A 21,409-nucleotide genomic window follows, 5' to 3' on the forward strand; every position below is an offset into this window, starting at 1 on the left:
CACCGGTGCCGTCGGGTCCCCCGTTCCCGATGCCCGAGCCGCCGCGGGTCGCCGGCAGGTCCCGTGCCGGCGACCCGCACCCGGCCTCCGCTGTCGGGCCTGCGACAGCACGCCTCCCTGAGCGCCCTCCCTGGATACGATCTTGGGCCTCAGCGGCAGCAATCGCGCACAGGAGGCTCCATGGTTTCCACCCTGCTCCGGGGTGTGTTCGCCCTGACCCTGGCGATCGGCGGCGGCACGGCCGTCGCGGTCGCCCCGGCGGAGGCGGCGGCCAAGACATACAAGAACTGCACCGAGCTGAACAAGACCTACAAGCACGGCGTCGGCAAGAAGGGCGCGAAGGACAAGGTGCGCGGCACCACCAAGCCGGTCACCAACTTCACCGTGTCCAACACCGTCTACGCGAAGAACACCCACCTCGACCGGGACAAGGACAGCGTCGCCTGCGAGAAGCGCTGACCCGCCACCGGCGGCGCGGCCCGGAAAAGCGGTCGCGCCGTCCGGTCGGCCGGCCGTACGGTCACCGCATGCGCAGCGCGGTGAGGACCACGACGCCGGGAGTTCCCGGCGCGCCGCACTGACGTTTCCGTCGACGAGGCCCCGGGGCGATCCGCTCCGGGGCCTCGCGGCGTTCCGGGCCAGCTCGCCTCCGGGTCGTACCCGATCAAGGAGAGCGACATGATCGACCACCGTAGGCTCGGCCGGGACCTGGAGCTGTTCGTCTCCGACCCGCTCGCGGGCGCCGGACTGCCGATCTGGCTGCCGGCCGGCGCCGCCGCCCGGCACGCCGTCGAGGAGTACGTGCGGGAGCTGGAACGCCGGGCCGGCTACCGGCACGTCTACTCGCCGCCGCTGGGCCGGCGGGAGCTGTTCGAACGGTCCGGGCACCTGGGCTGGTTCGCCGACGACATGTTCCCGCCGATGCGGCTGAGCGCCGACGACGAGTTCGTGCTGCGCCCGGCGCTCTGCCCGCACCACGCGCTGGTGTTCCGCGCCCGCGGCCGGTCCTACCGGGAGCTGCCGCTGCGCGTCGCCGAGCTGGGCGGAATGTACCGCGCGGAGCGCTCCGGCGTGCTCGGCGGGCTGTCCCGGGTGCGCGCCATCTCGCTCAACGACGCGCACAACTTCTGCGCGTTGGAGCAGGTCGGCGACGAGATCCGGGAGATCCTGCGGCTGATCGGCGAGGCGCACGCCGCGCTCGGCGTCCGGCCGGCCGGGTTCCGCCTGTCGCTGCGCGGGCCGGGGCAGCGGTACGTCGGCGACGACGCCGGTTGGGCGCGGGCCGAGGAACTGCTCCGCGCCGCGCTCGACGGGGTGGACGCCGTCGAGGCCCCCGGCGAGGCCGCGTTCTACGGCCCGAAGATCGACATCCAGATCGTGGACGCGGCCGGCCGGGAGTCGACCATCTCCACCGTGCAGCTCGACTTCGACAAGCCGGAGCGGTTCGACCTGTCGTACACCGACTCGGACGGGCGGCGGAAGCGGCCGGTGATGGTGCACCGGAGCCTCGTCGGCAGCATGGAGCGGCTGTTCGCGTACCTGATCGAGGTGCACCAGGGCGCGTTCCCGGCCTGGTACGCCCCGGTGCAGTTGCTCCTGCTCCCGGTCGACGACGCGCAGGCCGACGCGGCCGGTCGGCTGGCCCGGGAGGCGGAGGCGGCCGGCCTGCGGGTCGAGGTCGACGCCGGCGGCTCGCTCGGCGCGCGCATCCGGGACGCGTCCCGCCGGCGCGTCCCGTACGTCGGGGTGGTCGGCGCCCGGGAGGCGGCCGACGGCGCGGTGTCGCTGCGCCTGCGCGACGGGCGCGGGTTGGCCCCGATGCCCGCCGCGGACGCGTTGGCCCTCATCGGCGCCGTGGTCGCGAGCCGGTCCGCCGGCCTGCTCCCGCCCGCCTGACCCGGCCGCGCCGCCCGGGTGACGGGCTGTCACCCGGGCGGCGCGCGGTGTCCGGGCTGTCGCCGGGTCCACGGTCAGTTCCCGGCCGGCGCGCCGGCCGGACGCATCCCGGCCGCCGGGCCGGCGGGCGCCGGCGCGGGCACCTCGTCGGAGATGACCGCGCCGGTGAACTGCGCCCGGTAGAGCCGGGCGTACGCGCCGTCGGCGGCCACGAGCTGGTCGTGGGTGCCCTGCTCGACGATCCGGCCCTGCTCCATCATCAGGATCAGGTCGGCGTCGCGGATGGTGGACAACCGGTGCGCGATGACGAAACTGGTCCGGTCGGAACGCAGCGCCGCCATGGCGCGTTGGAGCAGCACCTCGGTACGGGTGTCCACCGAGCTGGTCGCCTCGTCCAGGATCAGCAGCGACGGCTCGGCCAGGAACGCCCGCGCGATGGTGATGAGCTGCTTCTCGCCGGCGCTGACGTTGCTGCCCTCCTCGTCGATCACGGTGTCGTAGCCGTCCGGCAGGCTGCGCACGAACCGGTCCACGAACGTGGCCCGGGCCGCGGCCAGGATCTCCTCCTCGGTGGCGTCCGGCCGCCCGTAGGCGATGTTGTCCCGGATGGTCCCGCCGAAGAGCCAGGTGTCCTGGAGCACCATGCCGATCCGGCCACGCAGGTCGTCGCGGCGCATGGTGCTGATGTCCACGCCGTCCAGCGTGATCCGCCCGGCGTCCAGCTCGTAGAAGCGCATCACCAGGTTGACCAGGGTGGTCTTGCCGGCGCCGGTGGGCCCGACGATGGCGACCGTGTGCCCCGGCTCGGCGACCAGGGAGAGGTCGTCGATCAGCGGCTTCTCCGGGTCGTACCGGAACGAGACGTGCTCGAACTCGACCCGGCCGTGCGGGTCGGCGACCCGGGCCGGCTCGCCCGGGTCGCGGGTCTGCTCGTCGGCGTCCAGCACCGCGAAGACCCGCTCGGCCGAGGCCACCCCGGACTGGAGCAGGTTGGCCATCGACGCGACCTGGGTGAGCGGCTGGGTGAACTGCCGCGAGTACTGGATGAACGCCTGCACGTCGCCGAGGCTCATCGCGCCGGAGGCCACCCGCAGGCCGCCGACCACCGCGATCGCGACGTAGCTGAGGTTCCCGATGAAGAACATCGCCGGCATGATGATCCCGGAGACGAACTGCGCGCCGAAGCTGGCGGCGAACAGCTCGTCGTTCTTGGTCCGGAAGGCGGCCTCGACCTCCTTCTGCCGACCGAACACCTTGACCAGCTCGTGCCCGGTGTACGCCTCCTCGATCTGCGCGTTCAGCTCACCGGTGTGGGTCCACTGGGCGATGAACTTGCGCTGCGACCGCTTGGCGATCTGGCCGGTGACGATCACCGACAGCGGGATCGCGACCAGGGCCACCGACGCCAGCAGCGGCGAGATCCAGAACATCATCCCGAGTACGCCGACGACGGTGAGCAGCGAGGTGAGGAGCTGGCTCAGCGTCTGCTGGAGCGTCTGCGAGATGTTGTCGATGTCGTTGGTGACCCGGCTGAGCAGCTCGCCACGCGGCTGCTTGTCGAAGTAGGGCAGCGGCAGCCGGTTGAGCTTGTCCTCCACGTCGGCGCGCAGGCGCAGCACGGTGCGCTGCACCACCCCGTTGAGCACCCAGCCCTGCGCCCACATCAGGAGGCTGGCGACGACGTAGAGCGCGACCGCGAACGCCAGCACCCGGCCCAGCCGGGGAAAGTCGATGCCGGCGCCGGGCACCACGTTCATCCGGGCCAGCATGTCGGCGAAGTTGCCGTTGCCCGAGGCCCGGGCCGCGGCCACCGCCGCCTCGGTGCTGGTGCCGGGCGGCAGTTGCCGGCCGATCACCCCGTTGAAGATGATGTCGGTGGCGTGGCCGAGCACCTTCGGCCCGACCACGCTGAGCCCGACGCTGGCCAGCGCCAGGGCCAGCACCCCGGTGAGCGGGAGCCGGTGCGGCCGGAGCCGCCTCAGCAGCCGGCGCGCGGACGGGCCGAACTGCATCGCCTTCTCGGCCGGCATGCCCATGCTCATGTGCGGCGGGCCGCCGGGCCGCCGCCCGGCCGCCGGCAGCCGCTTCGGCTCGCTCCCCTGCTGCTGGGGTAGGGCGGTCGTGCTCTTCTCACGGCCCTCGCTGCGCTCGGTGCGTTCGCTCATGCCGGCACCCCCGCGGTCTGCTGCGACGCCACGATCTCGGCGTACGTCGGGCAGTTCTCCAGCAGTTCCTCGTGTCGTCCCATGCCGACGACACCCCCGTCCTCGAGCACGATGATCTGGTCGGCGTCGACGATCGTGGAGACCCGCTGGGCCACGATCACCACCGCCGCGTCCGCGGTGACCGGCTTGAGGGCGGCCCGTAGCCGGGCGTCCGTGCCGAGGTCGAGCGCGGAGAAGGAGTCGTCGAAGAGATAGATCTCCGGCTTGCGTACCAGTGCGCGGGCGATGGCCAGGCGTTGCCGCTGGCCGCCGGAGACGTTCGTGCCGCCCTGCGCGATCGGCGCGTCCAGCCCACCCGGCATGTCTTCGACGAAGTCGCGCGCCTGGGCGATCTCCAGCGCCGTCCACAGGTCGGCGTCGGTGGCCGCCGGGTTGCCGTAGCGCAGGTTGCTCGCCACCGTGCCGCTGAACAGGTACGGCCGTTGCGGCACCAGCCCGATCCGGCGCCACAGCTCGTCCGGGGCCAGCTCGCGGACGTCCACGCCGTCGACGAGCACCGCGCCGGCGGTGGGGTCGACCAGCCGGGGGATCAGCGTCAGCAGGGTGGTCTTGCCGGCGCCGGTGGACCCGATGATCGCCGTGGTCCGGCCCGGCCGGGCCCGGAACGAGATGTCGTGCAGCACCGGCGCGGTGGCGCCCGGGTACTGGAAGCCGGCGCCGCGCAGCTCCAGCTCACCGCGGCTGGAGACCTCGGTCACCGGGTCCGGCGACGGCACCACCGACGAGTCGGTGTCCAGCACCTCCTGGATGCGTTCGGCGCAGACCGCGGCGCGGGGCACCATCATCAGCATGAAGGTGGCCATCATGACCGCCATCAGGATCTGCATCAGGTATTGCAGGAACGCGGTCAGCGCGCCGACCTGGATCTCACCGGAGTCGACCCGGGCCGCGCCGAACCAGAGCACCGCGACGCTGGAGACGTTGAGCACCAGCATCACGATCGGGAAGATCAGCGCCTGGAGTCGGCCGATGCGCAGCGCGGTCGCGGTCAGTTCGGTGTTGGCCACCGCGAAGCGGTCGGTCTCGTACGGCTCGCGGACGAAGGCCCGGACCACCCGGATGCCGGTGATCTGCTCCCGCAGCACCCGGTTGACGGTGTCGATCCGGGTCTGCATGAGCCGGAAGCCGGGCACCATCCGGCGGATGATCAGGCCCAGCGCGACGGCCAGCACCGGCACGCAGACCAGCATCAGCCAGGACAGCCCGACGTCCTCGCGCAGCGCCATCACCACGCCGCCGACGCTCATGATCGGCGCGGCCACCAGCATGGTGCAGCTCAGCAGCACCAGCATCTGCACCTGCTGGACGTCGTTGGTGTTGCGGGTGATCAGCGACGGCGCGCCGAACCGGGCGACCTCGCGGGCGGAGAAGCGGTTGACGTGGCCGAAGATGGCGCCGCGGACGTCCCGCCCGAAGCCCATCGCGGTGCGGGCGCCGAGGTAGACGGCGGCGATCGAGCAGGCGATCTGGAGCAGGCTGACCACCAGCATCCACCCGCCGGTACGCAGGATCTGGTCGGTGTCGCCGCGCGCGACGCCCCGGTCGATGATGTCGGCGTTCAGGCTGGGCAGGTAGAGCGAGGCCATGGTGCCGACGAACTGGAGCGCCACCACGGCGGCCAGTGGTCGTCGGTACGGGCGTAGGTGCGTCTGGAGCAGGCGGATCAGCACGGATGTCTCCCCGTTGGCGACTCGGTGTCGGACTCGCTGTCGGACTCGCTGTCCCGGTTCAACCGACGGAGGTCCCCGTCGGACATGCCGGTGATGATTTCGGTCAGGAATTCGCGGATGATCGCGCGCTTGGCGGGGTCGGCGTCGACCGACGTCAGCGGGCGGTCGCTGTGGATCATGTCGATGATGGCGCGGGCGTGCTCGTGCCCCTTGTCGGTGAGCGTGAGCCGGACGGTCCGCCGGTCCTCGGGGCCGCGTTGCCGGCTGACGAAGCCGTCCCGCTCCAGCGTGTCGACGATGCCGGTGAGCGTCGCCGGTCGGACGAAGCACAACTCGGCCATCTCCCGGTGGGTGGCCTCGCCGGAGCGCAGCAGGATCATCAGCACGCGCATGCCGGCGGAGGTGAGGCCGTGGTGCTCGGCCAGGTAGCGCCCCCAGTGCTGCTCGACGACGTGGCCGGCGATGGAGATGAGCCGGCCGAGCGGCGCGTGCTGCAACGCGTCGGGGAAGCGGACGAGCGGTCCCATGTTCACGGCCGTCAGATTAGCGCCCGAATCATCAGGCCCCAAACTAATTACTGAGAATCGTCTCAGTCGCGTTCGTCACGGGGCGACCGGGCCGGCCCCGGCTCGTCCGGCGCGGTGGCGACGTAGTCGCGCATCACGTCCGCGACCTCGCGCAGGAACGCCGCGGTGGCCTCGGCCTGCTCCGGGGTGAGCCGGGCGACCGCCCGGTCCACGCCGACCAGCATCGGGCGCAGCGCCTCCAGCACCTCGCCGACCGCGTGTTCGGTCACCTGGAGGCTCAACCGCCGGCGATCGTACGGGTGCGGGGCGCGGGCGACGTGCCCGGCCCGGACCAGCCGGTCGACGAGCGTGGTGGCGGACGCGGACCGGATGCCGAGCCGGTTGCCCAGCTCGACCGGGCCCAGCGGCTCAGGGCTGGAGATCAGGTGGTCGATGGCCGCGGCGTCGGTCGCGCCGATGCCGAGGCGGCGGGCCAGCGCGGCCCGGGTGTCCCCGGCGACCCGCAGCATCTCGCGCAGGGCGCGGGCGGCCTCACTGCTCGGCGGCGGGCCGGTGGGCCCGACCGGTCCGGTCTCCCCGGTTGACGGCACCCCCTCCATGGGTTAAAGCTAGCATCTCGGGTAGCTAGAAAATCTAGCTAAAGGGGGAGGGGTGCCATGCGCACCGAGGGGCGCGGACGCTGGTTCGGACTGCTCGCCATCAGCCTCGGCGTGGCGATGATCATCGTGGACGCCACCATCGTGAACGTTGCGGTGCCGCAGATCATCCGGGACCTCGACATCACCTCCACCGACGCGCAGTGGGTCCAGGAGGCGTACACCCTGGTCTTCGCGTCGTTGCTGCTGGTCGCCGGCCGCTTCGCCGACCGCTCCGGACGGCGGCGGATGTTCGTCATCGGGGTCGGCGTCTTCGTGGTGGCCAGCGTGCTGGCCGCGTTCGCCGACTCCGGCGAGACGCTGATCGCCGCCCGGGTGCTCCAGGGCATCGGCGGCGCGATGATGCTGCCCACCTCGCTCTCCCTGCTCAACGCCAACTTCACCGGCCGCGAACGGGGCATCGCGTTCGCGGTCTGGGGTTCCACCATCGGCGGCGCGGCGGCGCTCGGGCCGTTGCTCGGCGGCTGGCTCACCACCACGTACTCCTGGCGGTGGGCGTTCGGCATCAACGTCCCGGTCAGCCTCGCCGTGATCGTGGGCACCCTGCTGCTGGTCGTCGAGTCCCGCGACGACCGCGCCGAACGCGGCGTCGACCTGCTCGGCGCGTTGCTCTCCGTGGTCGGCATGACCGGCGTGGTGTTCGCGCTCATCGAGGGCCGCACCTACGGCTGGTGGGAGCGGGAGCGCCCGTTCAGCCTGTTCGGCCTGGACTGGACCGCCTCGATCTCGCCGGTGCCGGTGGCCGCGCTCGCCGGGCTGGCCGCGCTCGGCGTCTTCCTGGCCCAGCAGGTCCGCCGCAACCGGGCCGGCCGGCCCGCGCTGCTCGACCTGTCGTTGTTCGGCATCGGGTCCTTCCGCAACGGCATCCTGGCCGCCGCGATCGTGAGCCTGGGCGAGTTCGGCCTGCTCTTCGCGCTGCCGCTGTGGTTCCAGAACGTGCTCGGCTACAGCGCCTTCCGCACCGGCCTGGCGCTGCTGCCGCTCGCCGTCGGCAGCTTCCTGGCCAGCGGCATCGGCGCGCCACTGACCCAGCGCTGGGGCGCGGCCCGGGTGGTCCAGCTCGGCGTCGCCGCCGAGCTGGTCGGCGTCGCCGGGCTCGGCCTCGTGGTCGCGCCGGACACCCGCTGGTGGGCCCCGGTGGCGTTCCTCTTCGTCTACGGCGTCGGCGTCGGCCTGGCCACCGCGCAACTCACCGGCGTCTCGCTGGCCGAGGTGCCGGTCCGGCGCAGCGGGCAGGGCTCCGGGTTGCAGAGCACCGCCCGGCAGGTCGGGTCGGCGCTCGGCATCGCGGTGCTCGGCACCGTGCTCTTCGCCGGCCTGGGCGGGCTGCTTAGCGACCGGCTGGCGGATCAGCCCGGCCTCGACCCGGCCGGCCGGGACCAGGTGGTGACCGCGGTGAAGGAGAGCGCCGGCGCGGCGATCAGCGGGCTGGCGGCGGATCCGCGTACCGCGCCGGTGGCCGAGGAGGCGAAGGCGGCCTTCTCCGACGCCACCCGGTACGCGGCCTTCACGGCGGCCGGGTTCCTGCTGGTCGGCCTGCTCGCCTGCCTGCGCCTGCCGAGCGTCCGTGCCGACGCCACCGGGGACGCCCCGTCGACCGGGGCGGAACCGGCCCGGGTCTGAGCCCGGGCGGCGGTCCGGAGCGATCGCCGGCGTGACGTGTCAGCCGCCCAGCGCGATCGCCAGCGCGGCGGCCACGAACACGACCTGGAGCGCCGTGCGGGCGGCGAGCGGGGTGACCGGCCGGCCGGCGAGCGTCAGCCGGCGGCGGGCGGCCGAGACGTTGGCCGAGAACATGGCCAGCATCAGCAGCGCCAGGCCGGCCGCCGCCCCGCGCGCGGTGGCCGGCACGAGCAGGGCGAGCGCGCCGACGAACTCCAGCACGCCGGTGAGCGTGACCAGCAGGCCGGGCCGGGGCAGCGCCGGCGGCACCATGGCGATCAGGTCCGCCCGGCGGGACGTGAAGTGGGCCGCGCCGGTCAGCAGGAACATCAACGCCAGCCCGACCCGCAGTGCGGGATGCCAGCCGTCGAGCGCGTGCACGCCGAGCAGGCCGGCGATCCGGGCCGTGGCGGTGCCGGCGAGAAGTGCGATCAGGGGTGCCACTGGTGATCCCTCCGACGAACCATCTTGTCAGCGACAAGATTGCCGCCGTCGCCGGCATCTTGTCAATGACAAGTTATGGTGGGGGCATGACGTCCTCCCGCGCCTACCACCACGGGGACCTGCGCCGCGCGCTGCTCGCCGCCGCGGTCGAGGCGATCACCGAATCCGGCCCGGCCGCGTTGAGCCTGCGCGACCTCGCCCGCCGGGCCGGCGTCTCGCACGCGGCGCCCACGCACCACTTCGGTGACAAGGCGGGGCTGCTCACCGCGCTCGCCACGCAGGGCTTCGACCTGCTCGGCGCCGCGCTGCGGGCTGCGGGCGACGACTTCCGGGAGAGCGGCGTCGCGTACGTCGTCTTCGCGGTCCGACACCGCGCGCACTTCGAGGTGATGTTCCGTCCGGACCTCTACCGGGCCGACGACCCGGACCTGCTGGCGGCCCGGCAGCGGACCGGGGAGCTGCTGCGCGGCGGGGTGTCCCGGCACACCGGCCGGGAGCCGGACACCGACGCGCTGGCCGCCTGGTCGATCGCGCACGGCTTCGCCGAGCTGTGGCTGGCCGGCGCCCTGCCCGACCGGGTCGGCGCCGACCCCGAGCCGGCCGCCCGTACGGTGGTCGGCCGGCTGTTCCGCTGAGCCGTCACCAGCTCGTCGGCAGCGGCATCCCCTCGGTGTAGCCGGCGGTGCTCTGCACCCCGACCAGCGCCCGCTCGTGGAACTCGTCAAGCGTGCGCGCACCGGCGTAGGTGAACGCGCTGCGTACCCCGGAGACGATCTCGTCGATCAGGTCCTCGACGCCCGGCCGGGTCGGGTCGAGGTACATCCGGGCCGAGGAGATGCCCTCCTCGAAGATCGCCTTCCGGGCCCGGTCGAACGTGCTGTCCTCGGCGGTCCGCGCGCTCACCGCCCGGGACGAGGCCATGCCGAAGCTCTCCTTGTAACGCCGGCCGTCCGCGTCGGTGTAGAGGTCGCCGGGGGACTCGTAGGTGCCGGCGAACCAGGAACCGATCATCACGTTCGAGGCGCCGGCGGCCAGCGCCAGCGCCACGTCGCGCGGGTGACGGACGCCGCCGTCGGCCCAGACGTGCCGGCCCAGCGCACGGGCCGCCGCCGCGCAGTCGAGCACCGCGGAGAACTGCGGTCGGCCCACCCCGGTCATCATCCGGGTGGTGCACATCGCACCCGGCCCGACGCCCACCTTCACGATGTCGGCGCCGGCCTCGACCAGGTCGCGTACCCCGTCGGCGGTGACCACGTTGCCGGCCGCCACCGGGACGGCCGGGTCGAGCTTGCGGACCGCCCGCAGCGCCTGCATCATCCGCTCCTGGTGGCCGTGCGCGGTGTCCACGACAAGCGTGTCCACCCCGGCCTCCAGCAGCGCGGCGGCCTTGCCGGTGACGTCGCCGTTGATGCCCACCGCCGCCGCGATGCGCAGCCGGCCCCGGTCGTCGACCGCCGGCCGGTACAGCGTCGCCCGGAGCGCGCCCGCCCGGGTCAGCACGCCGACCAGGCGGCCCTCGGCGTCCACCACCGGCGCGAGCCGCCGCCGGCCCGCCGAGAGCCGTTCGAATCCGGTACGCGGGTCCGCGTCCGCCGGCACGGTGTGCAGCTCGGTGGACATCACGTGCCGGAGCTGGGCGAAGCGGTCCACCCCCACGGTGTCCGCCTCGGTCACCACGCCCACCGGTCGGCCGTCGGTGTCGACCACGACCACCGCGCCGTGCGCGCGCTTGGGAAGCAGGTGGATGGCGTCGCCCACGGTGTCGGTCGGGCCGAGCGTGATCGCCGTGTCGTGCACCAGGTGCCGCTGCTTGACCCAGCCGACCACGTTGGCGACGACCTCGATCGGGATGTCCTGCGGGATCACCGCGACCGCGCCCCGTCGGGCGACGGTCTCGGCCATCCGCCGGCCGGCCACCGCGGTCATGTTCGACACCACGAGCGGGACGGTGGTGCCGGTGCCGTCGCCGGAGGACAGGTCGACGTCGAGCCGGGAGCCCACCTCCGAACGGTTGGGCGCCATGAAGACGTCGTTGTAGGTCAGATCGTGCGCGGGAACCGCGCCATGGAGGAACCTCACCCGAACATCATTCCCGCTCCCGGCGCGTCCCGCCGCCGGTGGTGGCCCAGACCACCCGGACCCGCGCGGTGAGAAGGGCCCCCTTCTCTACCGCAGGCGTTAAGAGGGGGCCCCTCCTTAACCCTCGATGGTGCAGATGGGGGCGCCGGCAGTGATCACGGCGCCCACCTCGGCCGCGAGGCCGCTCACCGTGCCGGCCTTGTGCGCGTGCAGCGGCTGCTCCATCTTCATCGCCTCGAGGACGACGACGAGGTCACCCTCGGCGACCGTGTCGCCGTCCGCGACGGCGATCTTGACGATGGTGCCCTGCATCGGGGAGGCGAGCGTGTCCCCGCCGACCGCGGCGCCCGCCTTGCCGCCGCCACCACGGCGGGCCGGCTTGCGGGCGGCGGGCGCGGCGGTCGCCGTACCCGCGCCGAGGCCGGCGGGGAGGACGACCTCCAGCCGCTTGCCGCCCACCTCGACCACGACGGTCTCGCGCTCGGCCGGAGCCTCGGCGGCGCCGGCGACGGCGGTGAACGCCGGGACGGTGTTGTCCCACCCGGTCTCGATCCACCGGGTGTGCACGGTGAACGGCTCGGCGGTGAACGCCTCGTCGCGGACCACCAGGCGGTGGAACGGCAGCGCGGTGGCCATGCCCTCGACCACCATCTCGTCGAGCGCCCGGCGGGCCCGCTCCAGCGCCTCGGTACGCGTCTCGCCGACGATGATCACCTTGGCCAGCAGCGAGTCGAAGTTGCCGCCGATCACGTCGCCGGCCGAGATGCCGGTGTCCACCCGCACGCCGGGACCGCTGGGCAGCCGCAGCGCGGTGACGGTGCCCGGCGCGGGCAGGAAGTTGCGGCCCGGGTCCTCGCCGTTGATGCGGAACTCGATGGCGTGCCCGCGCGGCGTCGGGTCCTCGGTGAGGCGCAGCTTCTCACCGTCGGCGATGCGGAACTGCTCGCGCACCAGGTCGATGCCGGCGGTCTCCTCGGTCACCGGGTGCTCGACCTGGAGCCGGGTGTTGACCTCCAGGAAGGAGATGGTGCCGTCCCCGCCGACCAGGTATTCCACCGTGCCGGCACCGTGGTAGCCGGCCTCCCGGCAGATCGCCTTGGCGCTGTCGTGGATCTGGGCGCGCTGCGCGTCGGTGAGGAACGGCGCGGGCGCCTCCTCGACCAGCTTCTGGTGCCGGCGCTGGAGGGAGCAGTCCCGGGTGCCGACGACGATCACGTTGCCGTGCTGGTCGGCGAGCACCTGCGCCTCGACGTGGCGGGGCTGGTCCAGGTAGCGCTCGACGAAGCACTCGCCCCGGCCGAACGCGGCGACCGCTTCGCGGGTGGCCGACTCGAACAGGTGCGGGATCTCCTCCAGCGTGCGGGCCACCTTGAGGCCCCGACCGCCACCGCCGAACGCCGCCTTGATCGCGACCGGCAGGCCGTGCTCGGCGGCGAACGCGGTCACCTCGTCGGCGCCGGCCACCGGGTCCGGCGTGCCGGGCACCAGCGGCGCGCCGGCGCGCTGCGCGATGTGCCGGGCGGTCACCTTGTCACCCAGGTCGCGGATCGCCTGCGGGGTGGGGCCGATCCAGGTCAGCCCGGCGTCGAGGACGGCCTGGGCGAAGTCGGCGTTCTCGGAGAGGAAGCCGTAGCCGGGGTGCACGGCGTCCGCGCCGGCCCGGGCGGCCACGTCGATCAGCTTGTCGATGCGCAGGTAGCTGTCCGCGGCGGTGTCACCGCCGAGGGCGTACGCCTCGTCGGCGAGCGTGGCGTGCAGGGCGTCCCGGTCGGAGTCCGCGTAGACGGCGACGCTTGCGAGCCCGGCGTCACGGCAGGCGCGGATGACGCGGACGGCGATCTCGCCGCGGTTGGCGATGAGAACCTTGCGCACCTTGGGGGCTCCTCCCGGGAGGTCGATGCCGGGAGTGTATCGGCCGAGGTGCCGGCCCTAACGATCGCTCAGTGTGGGATGCCGCACTGTAGTCAAACTTGGTTATTACGCTTGTCCGGTGTCGGCGACGCGGATGATGATTCTGGGCCTGGTCAGGTGGATGCAGCCGGTGCACGGCTACGACGTGCGCCGCGAACTGCTCAGTTGGAGTGCGGACAAATGGGCCAACGTGCAGCCCGGGTCGATCTACCACGCGTTGCGCAAGCTCACCGACGAGGGGTTGCTGCGGACCGTCTCGGTCGAGCAGGTGGGCGCGCGTCCGGCCCGTACCACGTACGAGGTGACGGCGAAGGGTGAGGACGAGTTCGAGACGTTGTTGCGGGCACAGTGGTGGCAGCTCCACGAGTCGCCGGACCCGTTCGCGGTGGCGTTCTCGTTCCTGCCGGCGATGCCGCGTGAGGAGGCGGCGGCGGCGCTGCGCAACCGGGCCAACCTGCTGCGCGCCGGGGTGGAGTCGATGCGGGCGTCGCTGGACTCGGACTGGGTACGGGCCCGCAAGCCGGTGCACGTGGGCTGGATGTTCGAGCTGTGGCTGGCCCGGGCAGAGGCGGAGATGGCCTGGTGCGAGCGGATCGCGGAGCGGATCGAGTCCGGGGTGTCGTACCTGCCGGAGGGGATGGAACGGGCCGAGGGCTGGTCCGGCTGGATGGACGGTGACACGAAATAATCAACGTTGACTACAAGAGCTATATCGCGTTAGCCTCGACGCGAACCGCTGACCGGTGGCCGGGTGCCCCCGGCCCGGACGACCAGGAGCAGAAATGATCGAGACCAGGGGGCTGCGGAAGTCGTTCCGCTCCCGCGCGGGTCGCGAGACGAAAACCGTGGACGCGGTCCGCGGCGTCAACCTCGACGTCGCCGAGGGGGAGATCTTCGGCTTCCTCGGGCCCAACGGCGCCGGCAAGACCACCACGCTGCGGATGCTCGCCACCCTCATCGAGCCGGACGGCGGCCAGGCCACCATCGCCGGCGCCGACCTGCGCAAGGACCCGTCCGGGGTGCGCCGCCGGATCGGCTACGTGCCCCAGGGCGGCAGCACCTGGGACGAGTCCAGCGCCCGCGAGGAGCTGGTGCTCCAGGCCCGCCTCTACGGCATCACCAAGGCCGACGCGCACCGACGCGCCGCCCGCGCGCTGGACGCGTTCCAGCTCAGCGAGTACGCCGACCGCAAGTGCAAGACCTACTCCGGCGGTCAACGTCGGCGCGTCGAGATCGCGCTCGGCATCATCCACGAACCGAAGATCGTCTTCCTGGACGAGCCGACCACCGGCCTCGACCCGCAGAGCCGCGCCCACATGTGGGACGAGATCCGCCGGCTGCGTACCGAGGGGATGACCGTCTTCATCACCACGCACTACCTGGACGAGGCCGACGCGCTCTGCGACCGGATCGCGATCATGGATCACGGCGAGATCGTCGCGGAGGGCACCCCGGCCGAGCTGAAGCGGGAGATCTCCGGCGAGGTGGTGATCGTCGGCCTGGACGCCGCCAGCACCCCGCAGGCCGCCGAGCTGCTCGACACCGAGGCGTACGTGACCAAGCTGGAGACCGTCGACGAGGGCGGCCTGCGCCTCTACGTCGACGAGGGCGCCGTCGCCATCCCGCAGGTGCTGCGCCGCCTCGACCACGCCGGGCTGGAGCTGCGCTCGATCGAGCTGCACCGACCCAGCCTCGACGACGTCTTCCTCACCAAGACCGGCCGCTCGCTGCGCGAGTCCTGACCCCCGGAGAAGCCTGTCATGAAACTCGCCCGCGACACCTGGTTGATCTTCCAGCGCCAGGCCCAACTGCTGCTCCGCAACCCGGTCTGGGTCTTCGTCGGCGTCTTCCAGCCGGTCATGTACCTGCTGCTCTTCGCCCCGCTGCTCAAGCCGGCCCTGAACGCGCCCACCCAGGCCGCCGCGTACAAGATCTTCGTGCCCGGCCTGCTGGTCCTGCTGGCCATCTTCGGCGGCCTGTTCCAGGGCTTCGGCCTGATCGCCGAGCTGCGCGCCGGCGTCATCGAACGCTCCCGGGTCACCCCGGTCAGCCGGCTCGCCCTGCTGCTCGGCCGCGCCCTGCGCGACGTGGTCTCGCTGATCGCGCAGGCCGTCATCATCACGCTGCTGGCGGTCCTGTTCGACCTGCGGGTCTTCATCGGCTACCTGCTCCTGGCGTACCTGATGCTCGCCCTCATCGCGCTGATGACCTCGGCCGTCTCCTACGGCGTCGCGCTCAAGGTCAAGAGCGAGGACGCGCTCGCCCCGCTGATGAACACCGTCGCGCAGCCGGTGCTGCTGCTCTCCGGAATCCTGCTGCCGCTCACCTTCGCCCCCGGCTGGTTGCAGGGCGTCGCCAAGTGGAACCCGTTCTCCTGGGCGGTCGACGGCACCCGCGCCCTGTTCGCCGGCGACCTGGGCAACGACAAGGTCTGGCAGGGGCTCAGCATCATCGCCGTGCTCGCGGTGGCCGGCGTCGTCTGGGCCGCCCGCCAGTTCGCCCGCAGCGTCCGGTGAAAGGCCGGGCCCCCTGTTAACGCTTCCGGTAGAGATGGGGCCCCTTCTCACACCGCAGCGAGAGCTGCCTCTCACTGCTGGCGGGGTGCCGGTCACGCGCGCGTAGCGTCGGGCCGGTGCCCCGCCTCACCCGTGACCGCACCACCTGGCTGGCCTACGCCCAGCTCGGCCTCTGGGGCTTCTTCCTCTACGGGTTCGGCCCCGTCGTACCGCTGCTCCGCGACGAGCAGAACACCAGCGCCGCGGTGGCCGGCCTGCACAGCACCGGCATCGCGGTCGGCGCGCTGGCCGGCGGCGCGCTCTTCGCCCCGGTCGCCCGCCGCTACGGCCGCGGCCCGGCCGTCTGGCTCGGCCTCGCCGGCGTGGCCGCCGGCGTCGCCGCGCTCGGCGTGCTCCACCCGCCGCCCGCCACCATCGCCGCCGTCGCGGTCGTCGCCACCTTCGGCATGATGGTGATCAGCGGCGTCAACGTGCTGCTCACCGCCCGGCACGGCCCGGCCGCCCCCGCCGCGCTCACCGAGGCCAACGCCGTCTGCGCCGGCATGGGCATCCTGGCCCCGCTGACCATCGGCGCCACCGTCGAGGCCGGCCTCGGCTGGCGACCCGTGACCGCCGTCGAGGTCGGGCTGATCACGCTGGTCGCGCTCACCGCCCTGACCTTCCGGGTACGCCTGCCGAAGCGCGCCCCCGCTACCGCGGCTGCCGCCGTCCCCGTCGGGGCGCCGGCCGTCGTCCCCGTCGCGGGGCCAGCCGTCGTCCCCGTCGCGGGGCCAGCCGTCGTTCCTGCCGCCACACCGGCCGTCGTCTCCGCTGCGGGGCCGGCCGTCGTCCCTGCCACGGGGCCGGCCGTCGTTCCCGCCGGAGGGCCGGCCGAGCTCGGATCGGGTGGCCGCCCCGCTCCTCCAGCCTCCCTCCGGGGTGCCGACGCCGACGGGCCGGCGACGTCGGGGCGGTTGCCGCGCGCGTACTGGATCGCCTGGGTGTTGATGGCGGTCACCGGCTCGATCGAGGTCTGCCTGTCGCTCTGGACCGCCGACGTGCTGCGTACCCACGCCGGGCTGAGCGCCGGCGGCGCGTCGGCGGCCGTCGCGGCGATCGTCTGCGGCATGTTCGCCGGGCGGGTCGCCGGGGGACGGGCGGCGCTGCGCTGGCCACCGGTGCCGCTGCTGCTCGGCGCGTTCACCGTGTCGCTCGCCGGGTTCGCGCTGTTCTGGGCCAGCCCGATCGGCTGGCTGGCGGTCACCGGCCTGGTCGTGCTCGGCCTGGGCAACGCCCTGCACTACCCGCTGGCGATCTCCATCGCGCTGGCGGTGGCCGGCCCGGCCGCCGACCGGGCGGCGGGCTGGTCGTCGTACTCGATGGCGGTGGGTTTCGGGATCGCGCCGGTCGCGCTCGGCTGGGTGGCCGACGGCGTCGGACCGCATCCGGCCTTCCTGATGCTCCCATGCTTCATCGCGGCGGCCGTGCTGCTGACCGTCCGCCTGGGCCGCGCCCTGCCCCCGCTCAGCGCACCCGGGCGAGGGTGACGCCGTCGGCGATCGGCAGCATGACCACCTCGACGCGGGTGTCCGCGACGACCTCGTCGTTGAAGGCGGCGACCGCCCGATCGTCCGCGTCACGCGGAGCGAGCACCCGGCCGGCGCGGAGCGTGCGGTCGACCGTGATCACCCCGCCGGGACACATCCGGCGCACCAGCTCGTCCCAGTGGACCGGGTGGTCCACCGCGTCCGCGCCGAGGTACGCGAAGTCGAGGTACCGCTCCCGGGGCAGCTCACGCAGCAGGTCCGCGACCGGCCCGGTGCGCCTGTCGATCCGGTCCTCGACGCCGGCCCGCGCCCAGTGGCGGCGGGCCACCCCGGTGTCCCCCTCGAAGGTGTCGAAACAGGCCAACCGGCCGCCGTCGGCCAACCCGCGGGCGATCGCCAGCGCGGGCAACCAGGTGCAGGCGCCCACCGCCACGGCCTGCCGCACGCCGACCAGCCGGGTCAGGAACGTCAGGAACGCCACGTGCTCCGGCGCGACCCGCATGCCCGCCTCGGCCGGCAGGACCACCTGGGTCTCCTCGGCCAGGTCCCGGGCGATCTCGTCGGGCGCGGACCCGTGGGCCACCAGGTAGGCGTGCAACTCCGTGGTCAGCGGCAACGGCTTCGTGCTCATCCCCGGACGTTAGCCGAGATGTTCGATCTCCTGGCCGCCCGGCGCGACCTTCGTCCACAGGTCGACGACGCTCAGCCCCAACTCGCCGAGAAGCCGGCGCAACAGCGGCAGGGACAGCCCCACCACCGTGCCGGGATCACCCTCGATGCCGGTCAGGAACGCGCCGCCCAGCCCGTCGATGGTGAACGCCCCGGCCACCGCCAGCGGCTCGCCCGTCGCCACGTACGCCACGATCTCCTCGTCGCTGATGTCGGCGAAGTGCACCGTGGTCGAGGCGACCGCCTCCGCGCGGGCCCCGGCCGCCACGTCGATCAGACAGTGCCCGGTGTGCAGCACGCCGCTGCGCCCGCGCATCCGCTGCCACCGCCCGGTGGCGTCGGCCGAGTCCGCCGGCTTGCCGAGGATCTCGCCGTCGAACGCGAGCACCGAGTCACAGCCGAGCACCAGCGTGCGCTCGCCCGGGACGGAACGCAGCCGGCCGAGCACGGCCTGCGCCTTCAGCCGGGCCAGTTCGAGGCACAACTCCTCGGCCCGGTCACTGACCACCTGCGACTCGTCGACGCCGCTGACCAGCACGTCGGGCTCGATCCCGGCGGCCTGGAGCAGCTTGCGGCGGGCAGGACTCTGCGAGGCGAGTACGAGGCGCAGCGGCGCGGAAGTCGACACCCCGCCGACGCTACCGGCTCTCCCTCGGTGGTGGGTCGTCGGCACGTCGACGACGCCGCCAGACCAGATAGCCGCCGCCGGCGGCCAGCAGCACCCCGAGGGTCGCGAGACCCCGGACCGTACCGTCGTCACCGCCGGCTCCGGGCGCGGCGGCCGTCGGTGCCGGGGCGGTCACCCCGGTGGACTCGAAACCGAGCGGGGGTACGTCGGCGGTGAGCGCCGCGACCAGGTCGATGACCCCGTACCCGTACTGGTCGTCGCGACCGGGCGGGCCCTTGTCGATGGCGGTCGCGGTAAGGCGGTGCGCGACCTCTGCGGCGGGGAGGTGGGGATATTTGGAGCGGATCAGAGCAGCAGCGCCGGCAACAATCGCGGTGGCATCCGAGGTGCCGCTGCCAACTCGGTAACCCCCGTTCAGCCCGGTGCTGTAGATGTCCACAGCCGGCGCGACCACGTCGATCTCCGGGCCGGCAACCGAGATAGGGGCATGGTTTCCGCTTCGATCAATTCCGCCGACCGCGACAACATCCGTCTCGCTTGCCGGATAGCCAACGAGGGAAGAATTGGTGTTATTGCCAGCCGCGGCAATAACAACGATGTCTGCCTGGATGGCGCTTCTGACCGCTCGTTGCAATCGAGGGTCCGGTGCGCCAGTAGCCGATATGCTGATTACCTTTGCATGATTTGATATTGCGTACTCAATGCCCTTGGCTAGGGCTGCTGAAGTTCCATCTCGGTGGGCTGGCGACGAATATATTGGCAGAATCTTGGCTTTAGGGGCGATGCCTGAAGCGCTGCTCGTCTTGCTGCCATGGGCGGCAATTAATCCAGCCATCCCAGTGCCATGGCCGTCCTCGTCGCTACGGCCGTCTCCCGACCCGCCAGGTATTACATCGGATCCTGCGAGTAAATTATTTGACAAGTCTGGATGGGGTTGAACTCCGCTGTCAGGAACCGCAACAACTACGCCTTCGCCTTGACTTAGGGCGCGAGCTTCGGCTGCATTAAGGTATCTGAGGTGCCACTGAGATGCTTCGCTCGCGGCGGCTGTTTCGGTTGGCAGGGCAAGGGTATAACTTGCTAGTGCGAGAAATGATAATGTGATAATTGAGCTGTAAAATTCTTTAACTCTCATCTGGGAAAGCCAATTGCCGGACCTGGGTCTATAGGCCCTTCATCCTCGGGCGCTTGAACGATGGGATCGACTCCCTCGGTTGTCCGCCACGGGTTTTCGGCGTCCCATTGACCGGTTTCCTTCTCTGGTCGCTTGGAACCTCGACCGGAGTTGCTGAAGGGGATCGAATTTGCTGAGGTGGGGCTGCCGCCAAGCGGGTGGATTCCCGGTAGGCTGCCCGGCTGGACCCGCCCGACACCCGGTCGCGAACCTGCTCCACCAGTGGGAGCTGTTCCGGCCGCTCCGCCCCCGATCACCCCACCAACGGGATTGACTCTGCGCGCAGCGCCTCCGCCAAGATGTTGCCCCAAGCTCCCGGGTGGAAGCCCACCTATCAGTCCTCCGACGGGCGTGGGGCGTGGAGGAGTGGGTGCGGGAGAAGAACTCGCTCCAGACCCTCTGCGAGGTGGCTCGCCGTTTCGAGCAGGCTTGGCTGTCAGTGGCGGGGTTGGTGGAATTGGTGTTGCGGGGAGAGTTGGGCTGGAACCGGCTGCTGGCGTTACGCCCGGGATGGTTGTTGGAGCCGCTGGTAAGGCCAGCCCTGGTGGTGTCGGCTTAAGAGCATTCCCTGCCCCGCCAAGAATCGGACCGACTCCGGGCGTCGGTTCGATTGATAGTTGACCGACCGTTGTTCGGGATGTTTTTGGCTTAGTTTCAGGAGCGCTGGATAGCGGGACAGGGATGACTGGGGGGATCATGGGCGCAGGGCTATCAGCTCCTGCTGGAATCTCATCGACCTTCGGAACCGGTCTCGGTGGAGGTTGGCGCAGCATGACCTGGGCCAGTTGGAGTTCTCCGCTCAACCCCGTCATCAACCCGCGTGCCCGTACGTTCAACTGCTCCAGGTCGTCGTCGGTCACCGGGGGCCGCTCCGGCAGTCGGCTTCCGGCTACCGCCTTCGGGTCGGCGATCGTCGCCTCGTACGCCTGCTTCTGCCGCAGTTTGGTGGCGAACTCGTCGTACAGCGGTTGCAGTTCGCTGCGGGCGCTGCCGATGGCGCGCGCGGCGGCGGCGAGCGCGTCGTAGTTCGCGGCGGCGGCGTCGTGGGTGCGCTGCACCCGGTCGATGAGCTGGTCGAGTTCGCCGACGTACGCCTGGGCGGCGGCGTTGGTCTCGGGTGGCCACGCCTCGGCGAGGCCGCGCCGGTATTCCCGGAGCCGGCCGAGGTGGGCCAGCGCCAGGTCGCACACCTTGCGCCAGCCGGCGACCTGTTTCCACTGACCGGCGGTGTCCTGGTCCTGGAGGCACGCCCACATGCTGAGCACGTCCATCAGTCGCCAGTCGGTGAGCCCGGAGGTGCGGCCGCCGCCCCGTTCGATCACGGCAGGACCACCCGCCCCTGATCGGGGCCGGTGGGGTCGGCGAGTGGCGGGGTGGGGCGCGCCACGGCGGTGGTGGTGGGGCCGGCGAGCGCCCGTTCGACGTCGGCGACCCGGGCGGAGGAGAAGGCGTCGGAGTCGTCGTAGCGGGCGGCGATCCGGCCGGCGGCCTCGGCGAGCCGGCCGGTGGCGGGCGCCAGGTCCCACACGGCGCTGACCGCGGCCTTCTGCGTCTCGTGGTGGGCCTGGAGGAACTGCACCAGCTCGACGAAGGCGTCGGCCGGGTTGGGCACGGGGGCCTTCATGTCGTCGGCGATGTAGGACAGGTGGGGCGAGTAGTTGCGCGTGACCTCGTCCTGTAGCCGGTCGGCGAACTCGCGCATCTGTCGGATATCGGCCTCGATGCCGCCGTAGCCGCGCAGCCAGCCGGCTGGCTGGTTGTCCTCCGGGATCATCGGACCTCCCTGCCCGTCACCGAACGGTCTCCCAGAGTGAGGTTAGTAGCTC

General features: G+C 72.1%; 20 protein-coding genes. 9 read left to right on the top strand and 11 right to left on the bottom strand.

The window, feature by feature from the left end:
* The first annotated feature begins 180 nt into the window (after positions 1-180).
* Together OG767_RS05210 and thrS are read left to right on the top strand one after the other, a co-directional pair.
* Positions 181-459 carry an excalibur calcium-binding domain-containing protein gene (locus OG767_RS05210; protein ID WP_343443512.1) on the top strand — a complete coding sequence of 93 codons (279 nt, stop codon included), beginning with the start codon at positions 181-183 and terminating at the stop codon, positions 457-459.
* A 204-nt stretch (positions 460-663) separates the two neighbouring features.
* Positions 664-1,896, top strand: coding sequence for a threonine--tRNA ligase (gene thrS, locus OG767_RS05215; protein ID WP_281943790.1), 1,233 nt, complete (start codon positions 664-666; stop codon positions 1,894-1,896).
* Between the two features lie 74 nt (positions 1,897-1,970).
* Here the strand turns inward: thrS and OG767_RS05220 are convergent, their stop codons facing one another.
* From OG767_RS05220 to OG767_RS05235, 4 genes are all read right to left on the bottom strand, one after another.
* Positions 1,971-4,061: an ABC transporter ATP-binding protein gene (locus OG767_RS05220; RefSeq protein ID WP_405092385.1), complete on the bottom strand. Its 2,091-nt coding sequence runs from the start codon at positions 4,059-4,061 to the stop codon at positions 1,971-1,973.
* Entirely contained in the window at positions 4,058-5,791 is a 1,734-nt protein-coding gene (locus OG767_RS05225; RefSeq protein WP_405092386.1) for an ABC transporter ATP-binding protein, read from the bottom strand. Before OG767_RS05225 ends, OG767_RS05220 begins: the two co-directional genes overlap by 4 nt.
* A complete protein-coding gene (locus tag OG767_RS05230; RefSeq protein ID WP_281943787.1) occupies positions 5,785-6,318 on the bottom strand; it encodes a MarR family winged helix-turn-helix transcriptional regulator in 534 nt (177 codons plus the stop codon). Before OG767_RS05230 ends, OG767_RS05225 begins: the two co-directional genes overlap by 7 nt.
* A gap of 62 nt (positions 6,319-6,380) precedes the next feature.
* On the bottom strand, positions 6,381-6,917 hold the full coding sequence (locus OG767_RS05235; protein WP_405092387.1) for a MarR family winged helix-turn-helix transcriptional regulator: 537 nt from the start codon (positions 6,915-6,917) through the stop codon (positions 6,381-6,383).
* Positions 6,918-6,974: 57 nt separating this feature from the next.
* On the opposite strand from OG767_RS05235, the gene OG767_RS05240 reads away from it, so the two are divergent.
* Positions 6,975-8,597, top strand: coding sequence for an MFS transporter (locus OG767_RS05240; protein ID WP_405092388.1), 1,623 nt, complete (start codon positions 6,975-6,977; stop codon positions 8,595-8,597).
* Between the two features lie 39 nt (positions 8,598-8,636).
* Here OG767_RS05240 and OG767_RS05245 read toward each other — a convergent pair whose 3' ends face one another.
* Complete coding sequence (locus OG767_RS05245; protein WP_405092389.1) at positions 8,637-9,080, bottom strand: DoxX family membrane protein; 444 nt, start codon at positions 9,078-9,080, stop codon at positions 8,637-8,639.
* A gap of 86 nt (positions 9,081-9,166) precedes the next feature.
* On the opposite strand from OG767_RS05245, the gene OG767_RS05250 reads away from it, so the two are divergent.
* Positions 9,167-9,715: a TetR/AcrR family transcriptional regulator gene (locus OG767_RS05250; RefSeq protein WP_405092390.1), complete on the top strand. Its 549-nt coding sequence runs from the start codon at positions 9,167-9,169 to the stop codon at positions 9,713-9,715.
* Positions 9,716-9,719: 4 nt separating this feature from the next.
* On the opposite strand, the gene OG767_RS05255 is transcribed toward OG767_RS05250, so the two are convergent.
* Positions 9,720-11,159 (bottom strand): GuaB1 family IMP dehydrogenase-related protein, encoded by a 1,440-nt coding sequence (locus tag OG767_RS05255; RefSeq protein ID WP_405092391.1) that lies wholly within the window; start codon positions 11,157-11,159, stop codon positions 9,720-9,722.
* A gap of 117 nt (positions 11,160-11,276) precedes the next feature.
* Positions 11,277-13,031, bottom strand: coding sequence for an acetyl/propionyl/methylcrotonyl-CoA carboxylase subunit alpha (locus OG767_RS05260; protein ID WP_405092392.1), 1,755 nt, complete (start codon positions 13,029-13,031; stop codon positions 11,277-11,279).
* 133 nt (positions 13,032-13,164) lie between these two features.
* Between OG767_RS05260 and OG767_RS05265 the strand changes: the two genes are divergently transcribed.
* The 4 genes from OG767_RS05265 (at position 13,165) to OG767_RS05280 (ending at position 17,112) form a co-directional block, all read left to right on the top strand.
* Positions 13,165-13,758, top strand: a complete 594-nt coding sequence (locus tag OG767_RS05265) for a PadR family transcriptional regulator (RefSeq protein WP_405094139.1) — start codon at positions 13,165-13,167, stop codon at positions 13,756-13,758.
* Between the two features lie 94 nt (positions 13,759-13,852).
* Positions 13,853-14,812, top strand: a complete 960-nt coding sequence (locus OG767_RS05270) for an ATP-binding cassette domain-containing protein (protein ID WP_396773009.1) — start codon at positions 13,853-13,855, stop codon at positions 14,810-14,812.
* Between the two features lie 18 nt (positions 14,813-14,830).
* Complete coding sequence (locus OG767_RS05275) at positions 14,831-15,586, top strand: ABC transporter permease (RefSeq protein ID WP_107157220.1); 756 nt, start codon at positions 14,831-14,833, stop codon at positions 15,584-15,586.
* Between the two features lie 116 nt (positions 15,587-15,702).
* On the top strand, positions 15,703-17,112 hold the full coding sequence (locus OG767_RS05280) for an MFS transporter (RefSeq protein WP_405092393.1): 1,410 nt from the start codon (positions 15,703-15,705) through the stop codon (positions 17,110-17,112).
* On the opposite strand, the gene OG767_RS05285 is transcribed toward OG767_RS05280, so the two are convergent.
* The 3 genes from OG767_RS05285 to OG767_RS05295 are packed head-to-tail and all read right to left on the bottom strand — an operon-like array spanning position 17,090 to position 19,544.
* A complete protein-coding gene (locus tag OG767_RS05285; RefSeq protein WP_405092394.1) occupies positions 17,090-17,743 on the bottom strand; it encodes an O-methyltransferase in 654 nt (217 codons plus the stop codon). The genes OG767_RS05280 and OG767_RS05285 overlap by 23 nt on opposite strands.
* A gap of 9 nt (positions 17,744-17,752) precedes the next feature.
* Positions 17,753-18,409 carry a Maf family protein gene (locus OG767_RS05290; RefSeq protein WP_405092395.1) on the bottom strand — a complete coding sequence of 219 codons (657 nt, stop codon included), beginning with the start codon at positions 18,407-18,409 and terminating at the stop codon, positions 17,753-17,755.
* 10 nt (positions 18,410-18,419) lie between these two features.
* A complete protein-coding gene (locus tag OG767_RS05295; protein ID WP_405092396.1) occupies positions 18,420-19,544 on the bottom strand; it encodes a S8 family serine peptidase in 1,125 nt (374 codons plus the stop codon).
* 800 nt (positions 19,545-20,344) lie between these two features.
* Here OG767_RS05295 and OG767_RS05300 point away from each other — a divergent pair.
* The gene (locus OG767_RS05300) at positions 20,345-20,926 is read left to right on the top strand and encodes a hypothetical protein (RefSeq protein WP_405092397.1); all 582 of its coding nucleotides are present in this window, start codon (positions 20,345-20,347) and stop codon (positions 20,924-20,926) included.
* Here OG767_RS05300 and OG767_RS05305 read toward each other — a convergent pair.
* Positions 20,902-21,357, bottom strand: a complete 456-nt coding sequence (locus OG767_RS05305; protein ID WP_405092398.1) for a hypothetical protein — start codon at positions 21,355-21,357, stop codon at positions 20,902-20,904. The genes OG767_RS05300 and OG767_RS05305 overlap by 25 nt on opposite strands.
* Positions 21,358-21,409: the final 52 nt, after the last annotated feature.

Source organism: Micromonospora sp. NBC_01392 (genome assembly GCF_045040125.1).
GTDB lineage: Bacteria > Actinomycetota > Actinomycetes > Mycobacteriales > Micromonosporaceae > Micromonospora.